This window comes from Nonomuraea sp. NPDC050643 (assembly GCF_040654715.1).
Classification (GTDB): Bacteria; Actinomycetota; Actinomycetes; order Streptosporangiales; family Streptosporangiaceae; genus Nonomuraea.
This window is the reverse complement of the sequence record NZ_JBFAIM010000034.1, coordinates 116,943-123,441: the sequence shown is the minus strand read 5'-3', so window position 1 is coordinate 123,441 and position 6,499 is coordinate 116,943. Positions and strand designations below refer to the sequence as shown.

Genomic DNA, 6,499 nt, shown 5'->3' with positions numbered 1-6,499 from the left:
TGCCCTTGACGGCCGTGTCGCGCAGCGTCGGGATCTCCTCCAGACGCCGCAGCACCGGCCGGATGGGCTCGGCGTGCGTGTCGGTCAACGCGAGCACCGCGGCCTCGGCCAGCGCCACCGCGGCCCGCGCGGCCGGATCATCGCCGGCCAGCTTCCGCGCCTCGACGATCAGTTCCTCCGCCTCCTCCGCGGGCGGGACCCGCAGGAACGTGGCCGAGAACCGGAACGCGTTGGTGGCGGCGGTCGCCAGGTCGGCGGCGGCGCCGGCGCTGTCGCCGGCATCGCGGGCGGCGTCCGCGGCCGCGCGGCGCAGGCGGTACATGTCGTCGCCGGCCGTCCGGCAGCAGGCCACGGCCGCGGCCTGCCGGAGCATCGACGCGGTGGCGGCGGGGCCGGGCGCGAGTCCGGCCGCCTGCTCGTAGCGCCGCTGGGACTCGCCGGTCAGGTTGCGGGTGAAGGTCAGCTCCGCCAGGTGCCGGGCCAGGTCGTAGGCGTCCGTACGCTGCTCCGGCCGGTCGGCCGCCCACGCCAGGGCCGCGCGGAGGTCGTCCGCCACCAGGTCGAACCGGGCCCGCCAGTCCTGGCCTGCGACCGCCAGGCCGCCGGCCTTGGCCAGGCACCAGCGAAGGTGCCGGGACCGGGCGTCGACCAGTTCGCCGGCCTCGGCGAGCCGCTCGGTCGCGTACTGGCGGATGGTCTCCAGCGCCCGGTACTCCGTGCCGCCGGGGGACGCCGCCACCACCAGCAGGCTCTGCTCGGCGAGCCGGGCCAGCCCGTCGGCGACCAGGCCGTCCTCGGCGCCGGTCACCTCCGCGGCGGCGGCGGCGGTGAACGGCGCCACGAACACCGACACCCGGCGCAGCAGCGCCCGGTCGGCCGGCTCCAGCAGGGCATGGCTCCAGTCCAGCGCCGCCCGCACCGAACGGTGCCGCTCATCGGCACGGGAGCCGCCGGTGAGCATCCGGAGCGGGTGGGACAGGGCGGCGCTGATGCCGTCCAGCCCGAGCGTGGGATAGCGGGCGGCGGCCAGCTCGATCGCCAGCGCCATGCCGTCCAGCCGCTCGCAGATCGAGGCGACCTGGTCGCGCAGCGGAGGATCCAGCGGCCAGCCGACCGCGGCCGCCCGCTCCATGAACAATGCGACCGCGTCCGACCTGCCGTCGGCGGCCAGCGACAGGGGCGGGACCGGATACACCCGTTCGAACGGCACCATCAGCCGCGCCCGGCTGGTCGCCAGCACCGTCACCCGAGGGCCCGCCGCCAGCAGCCGCTCGAGGAACAGCGCCACCCCGTCGACCACCTGCTCGCAGTTGTCCAGGACCAGCAGGGCGTGCCGGTCGGCCAGCGCGGCGACCACGGACTCGGTCATGTCGCGGCCCGGCTGCTCGCCGAGGCCGAGCGCTCCGGCCACCGCGGTCGCGATCATGCCCGGATCGGTGACCGGGACCAGGTCGGCGAACCACGCCCCGTCGGCGAAGTCGCCGGCCGCGTCCGCGGCCACCGCCAACGCGAGCCGGGTCTTGCCCACCCCGCCGGGACCGACCGCGGTGACCTGGCGATGCGCCTTGATCAGCGCGGTCAGCTCGGCCCGCTCGCGCACCCGTCCGACGAACGAGGTCAGCGGGGCCGGCAGCACCGGTGCCGGGCGTGACGGGCCGGTTCCGGCCGGCTCGGGAGCGCGCCGGGCGAGCGCCCGCCGGTCCGGCACCTCCAGCTTGCGCAGCAGCGAGGAGACGTGACTCTCCACGGTACGCACCGAGATGCACAGCCGTGCCGCGATCTCGGCGTTGCTGAGATGGGCTCCGACCAGGTCCAGCACCTCGGCTTCCCGAGGCGAGATATCCACTTCTGTCACCACTGACCCAGTTTGCCGCATGCCCTTCGCCCGCCGATCCGTGCCGTCGATCCGTGGACGATTCCGTGGTCACCACGGATGTGGACCCGCCCGCCCGGGAGCGAAGCTGTGAACACGAACACAGCGGGCCGATCCGGCCCACGACCACAGGAGACACCATGATCAAGACCGTGCTGCACCCCGTGTCCGACCTGGCGAAGGCCAAGGCGGTGTACGCGGCCCTGCTCGGTGCCGAGCCGCAGAGCGACTCGTCCTACTACGTCGGCTTCGACATCGAGGGCCAGCACATCGGGCTGGTGCCGGGCGGTGGACCGCAGGGCATGACGTCGCCGGTGGCCTACTGGCACGTACCGGACATCGAGGCGAAGCTGGCCGAGCTGACCGCCGCGGGGGCCACCGTGCAGGAGGCCGCGCACGACGTCGGCGGCGGCCGCCTGGTGGCCACCGTCACCGACCCCGACGGCAACGTGCTCGGGCTCCTGCAAGACCGGTGAACGCCCGCCCGCCCGGCGGTCACCACCACGATGACGAACCCACCTCACCCGAAGGACGTGCCATGACCTCTCTCGCCTCCGTCACCCTGGAAGTTCCCGACCCCGCCGCCGCGGCGGCCTTCTACCAGGCCTTCGGCCTGGACCCCTACGTGACCGTACGCGCCTCGGACGGGACGATCTGCAAGATCGCGACCTCGAAGAAGAAGGACACCGCCCCCGCTGCCCGGCACGTCGACCAGGTCGCGCTCCTCCTGGGAGTGGTGGACGTCAAGGCCGGCAAGCGCTTCTACGTCGACCGCGGCCTGGCCGTGGCCAAGAGCTTCGGCGGCAAGTACGTCGAGTTCGACGCCCCGTCGTCGGCCGTCACGCTGGCCCTTTACCCGCGCCGCGCCCTCGCCAAGGACACCGGCCTCCCCCAGGAGGGCACCGGATCGCACCGGATCGTGATCGGCGGCGACGCCGGCCCCTTCACCGACCCGGACGGATTCGTGTGGGAGGCCGCGTCCGTCTGAAGCAGGCGGGACCGGCCTCCGGCGACCGAGGAGCATGGTCAGGGGCGGCTTCCCAGCCGGCCGTCGGGCAGGTCGCGCAGCCGGCCGAGCGCGGCCAGCAGGATCGATCCGCTCAGCGCGAAGACGGTCAGCATGACCCACAGCGCCGCCCGTACACCGAACAGCTCCGCCAGCGTCCCCGCCAGGAGGGCGCCCAGCGGGATCGCGCCGTAGTTGACCACCTGGATGCTGGTCGTCACCCGGCCTATCAGCTCACCGGGCACGTAGTTCTGCAGGAAGCCGGAGAAGACCACGTTCCCGGCCACGACTCCCCCGATGATCGCCACGCTGCCCAGGACGAACAGCGCCGTCCCCGCACCGCCGCCGGCCAGCGGGATCAGCAGCCCGAGCGGGGCGAGCCCGGCCTTGGCCACGAGCACGGCCCTGGCGCTGCCCAGCCGGGCGGCCAGCGGCCGGGCGACGGCCGCGCCGGCGATGCCGCCGAGGCTGGTGGCCGCCATGAGCAGGCCGGTCTGGCCCGCGCCGAACCCGGCGTCGTTCACCAGGAACACCACCAGCAGCGACTGGTAGCCGGTCAGCGCCAGGTTGGCGGCGGAGCCGTACAGGGTGTTGCCGCGCAGCAGCCGGTCGCCGGCGACGAGCCGCACGCCCTCGCGGATCTCGGTGAGCAGCCGCCGGCGCGGGCGCTCGACCGGAGTTTCGCGGTGCTCGACCCGGGTCAGGCAGAGCGCCGACAGGACGAAGGTGGCGGCGTCCACGAGCAGCCCGCCGAGCGCCGAGAAGAGCTGGGCGATCAGGCCGGCGAGGCCGGGGCCCGCCAGGTTGGCCACCTGCTCGCTGCCCTGCAGCCTGGCGTTGGCCGCCAGCAGGTCAGGGCCGTCGACCAGGGACGGCAGGTAGGCCCGGTAGGCGGTGGCGAAGAACACCTTGGCGACGCCCGCGGTCAGCGCGACCGCGATCAGGTGGGCGACCGTCAGCACGCCCGCGAGCGCCGCCAGCGGGATGCTGAGGAAGGCGGCCGCGGAGGCCCAGTCGGCGGCGAGCATCACCCGGCGGCGCGGGAGCCGGTCCACCCAGGCGCCGGCGGGCAGGCCGATGAGCAGCCAGGGCAGCCACGCGGCCGCCGTCAGCAGGCTCACCTGGAAGGCCGGGGCGTCCAGCAGGGTCACCGCGACCAGGGGCAGCGCGACACCGGTGACGGCGCTGCCCAGGCTGCTGGCGCTCTGCCCGATCCACAGCAGCCGGAAGTCGCGATGCCGCAGGAGCCCCGGACGGGAAGTGCCGGTGGTGGTCGTCATGGGCGGGCCGGCACCCCACGGGCGAAGGTGAACACGGTGGCGCGTTCCTGGCCGTCGTCGGGGAGCTCCCGCTCGGCCCACCGGTCGATGAGGCGGGTCATCTCCGCCGCGAACTGGGACAGCTCCTCGTCGGTGACCCGCAGCCAGCCTTCGGCCGAGAACGGCCCGAGCGGCCATTGGGCCTGCACGTCCTGCGGCTGGTCGGCCCAGCGGCGTATGTGACCGCTCTGGCGTTCGAGGTTGAGCGACTCGGCCGCCTGGGCGATGGCCTCCCCGGCCGCGTCGCCGGCGAAGTCGGCCGAGGACCAGCACAGGGTGTGGGTGGTGCGGCGCCACCAGCGTTCGCGGCGGTCGCGGGCCAGCTCGGGGGCCTCTTCGATGAGGCCGGCCGTGGCGAGCGCGCGCAGGTGGTGGCTGATGTTGCCGACGGCCTCCCCGGTGTGCTCCGACAGGACGCTCGCGGTGGCGGGCCCCTCGACCTTGAGCAGGTCGAGCAGGCGGCGGCGGACGGGGTGGGCCATGGCCGCCAGCACCCGCGAGTCAGTGATCACGCGCTCTATTTCGGGCATGATCGGCATCCTAGAACGCACAAGAGCCTTTGTACAATAGTTGTTGTGCATCTGTGGCGGGTCGCCCGCGGCCGGGACCGCCGCGAGGGCCGGGTGCCGTCCTGGTGCGGTCGCGGTGCAACTCGAACGGCCCCCGGAACCCCAGTGGCCCGGCCGTTCGTTCCGCCGGCATGACGACACCGCAGCTCACCTGTCCGCTCTGCGCATGCACCGACTTCCAGCAGGAGCAGGGCCGGCTGGACAGCCGATGGGGCATCACCTCCCACCGCATGACGCTGATGATCTGCGCCCGCTGCCGCTACATCCTCCACTTCTACGACAAGCACTCGATCTTCGACTTCGACTGACCGTCACGGGCCCACGGGGCTCGACCCTGCCGAAGGGCTCGACCCTGCGGGAGGTACGGCGCGCAGCAGTGAGCGCAGCAGTTGTGCGGCGTCGGCGGCGGACACCTGGCCGGGCGTGTTCATGAGCTGGGAGGCCAGGCCGTCGACGAACGTGTGCAGGAGCGCCGCCCAGAGCTCGACCTCGGCGTCGGGGTGCGGCAGCGCCGCCTGGCCCGGCTCGCGGGCCGTCTCGTGGCCGCGCAGGGCGGCGACGCACTGGCGGTGCAGCGCCCGCTGGTCGTTCCACGACGCGGACCCCCCTTCCGGAGGGTGTTGACGCTCCCATTCCACGACCGCCGCCCACAGCGCGTATTCCTCGCGCCGCCCGGCGTCGAGCGGCAGCATCTCCTCCACGATCGTGGCGACCCCTTCGACCGCCGAATCCGCGGTGCGGGGCCGCTGGACGCGCGGGAGGACCCGCCGGCGCAGGGTGTCGGTGGTGGCCTGGACGACGTAGGCCTGCAGTTCGTACTGATTGCCGAAGTAGTGCCGCAGGGACCCGGTGGACCAGCCGGCCTCGGCGGCGACGCCGCGGACGGTCACGCCGGCCAGGCCCTCGCGCAGGATCACCCGGATGGCGGCCTCGCCCAGCTCGGCCCGGCGCTGGTCATGATCGACAAGTCGTGGCACGTTCACATGCTAACACCCCTGTGCTATTTTAACTGACACGGGCGTGTTAGCACGGCCCGCCCGGCTCCGGGAAGGAGGCAGGTTTGTCGATCCAGACGATCGGGGCGGTGCTCGGGCTGGCCCTGCTCGACACACTGAGTCCCACCGTGATCGGGGTGACCCTCTATCTGCTGCTGGCCAGGCCGCGCCGGGTGGGCGCGCTGCTCGGCGTGTACCTCGGATCGGTCGCGATCGCGTACTTCGCCTTGGGCGCCCTGCTCATGCTCGGCCTGGGCGCCGTCGTGCCGATCGTCGACGACGCCGTGTGGGCCTGGGGGCAGGCCGCGCTCGGCGCGACGCTGATCGTGGGGAGCTTCTTCATCCCCGACGGGAAGCCCGAGCGCGCATCCGTCCACGACCGGTCTTTCACCATGCGCTCGATGCTGCTGCTGGGGCTGGGGACCTGGCTGTTCGAGTTCGCCACCGCCGTGCCGTACTTCGCCGCGATCGGCGTCATGACCGCGGCCGGCCTGTCCGCCGGCCAGTGGTCGCCGCTCCTCGGCGGCTACGTGACCATCATGGTGATCCCGGGGATCCTGCTGCTCACCGCGTGGGCCGCCCTGGGCGAACGGACGCGTGACCGGTTCGAACGGTGGCGGTCCAGGCTCTCCTCCGGATCCCGGTCGTCACTGCGCTGGATCGTCGGGATCGCCGGAGTCCTGATCCTCCTGGACGCGGCGCCGGACCAGATCACCATCATGCTGAGCCCGTGACCG

8 protein-coding genes are annotated in these 6,499 nt (G+C 73.3%); 4 read left to right on the top strand and 4 right to left on the bottom strand.

What is annotated here, in order from left to right:
• On the bottom strand, positions 1 to 1,846 hold a 1,846-nt coding region (locus tag AB0I15_RS36915; protein WP_358106175.1), incomplete at its 3' end, for a LuxR C-terminal-related transcriptional regulator.
• Between the two features lie 167 nt (positions 1,847 to 2,013).
• Here AB0I15_RS36915 and AB0I15_RS36910 point away from each other — a divergent pair.
• Together AB0I15_RS36910 and AB0I15_RS36905 are read left to right on the top strand one after the other, a co-directional pair.
• Positions 2,014 to 2,349, top strand: coding sequence for a VOC family protein (locus AB0I15_RS36910; protein ID WP_358106172.1), 336 nt, complete (start codon positions 2,014 to 2,016; stop codon positions 2,347 to 2,349).
• A 62-nt stretch (positions 2,350 to 2,411) separates the two neighbouring features.
• Positions 2,412 to 2,861: a glyoxalase gene (locus AB0I15_RS36905; protein ID WP_358106169.1), complete on the top strand. Its 450-nt coding sequence runs from the start codon at positions 2,412 to 2,414 to the stop codon at positions 2,859 to 2,861.
• 38 nt (positions 2,862 to 2,899) lie between these two features.
• Here the strand turns inward: AB0I15_RS36905 and AB0I15_RS36900 are convergent, their stop codons facing one another.
• Together AB0I15_RS36900 and AB0I15_RS36895 are read right to left on the bottom strand one after the other, a co-directional pair.
• Entirely contained in the window at positions 2,900 to 4,159 is a 1,260-nt protein-coding gene (locus AB0I15_RS36900) for an MFS transporter (protein ID WP_358106166.1), read from the bottom strand.
• Positions 4,156 to 4,728, bottom strand: a complete 573-nt coding sequence (locus tag AB0I15_RS36895) for a helix-turn-helix domain-containing protein (RefSeq protein WP_358106163.1) — start codon at positions 4,726 to 4,728, stop codon at positions 4,156 to 4,158. Before AB0I15_RS36895 ends, AB0I15_RS36900 begins: the two co-directional genes overlap by 4 nt.
• A 170-nt stretch (positions 4,729 to 4,898) precedes the next feature.
• On the opposite strand from AB0I15_RS36895, the gene AB0I15_RS36890 reads away from it, so the two are divergent.
• On the top strand, positions 4,899 to 5,075 hold the full coding sequence (locus AB0I15_RS36890) for a hypothetical protein (protein WP_358106160.1): 177 nt from the start codon (positions 4,899 to 4,901) through the stop codon (positions 5,073 to 5,075).
• A 3-nt stretch (positions 5,076 to 5,078) separates the two neighbouring features.
• Here AB0I15_RS36890 and AB0I15_RS36885 read toward each other — a convergent pair whose 3' ends face one another.
• A complete protein-coding gene (locus AB0I15_RS36885; protein ID WP_358106157.1) occupies positions 5,079 to 5,744 on the bottom strand; it encodes a TetR family transcriptional regulator C-terminal domain-containing protein in 666 nt (221 codons plus the stop codon).
• Positions 5,745 to 5,827: 83 nt separating this feature from the next.
• On the opposite strand from AB0I15_RS36885, the gene AB0I15_RS36880 reads away from it, so the two are divergent.
• Positions 5,828 to 6,496: a GAP family protein gene (locus tag AB0I15_RS36880; protein WP_358106154.1), complete on the top strand. Its 669-nt coding sequence runs from the start codon at positions 5,828 to 5,830 to the stop codon at positions 6,494 to 6,496.
• Positions 6,497 to 6,499 lie beyond the last annotated feature (3 nt).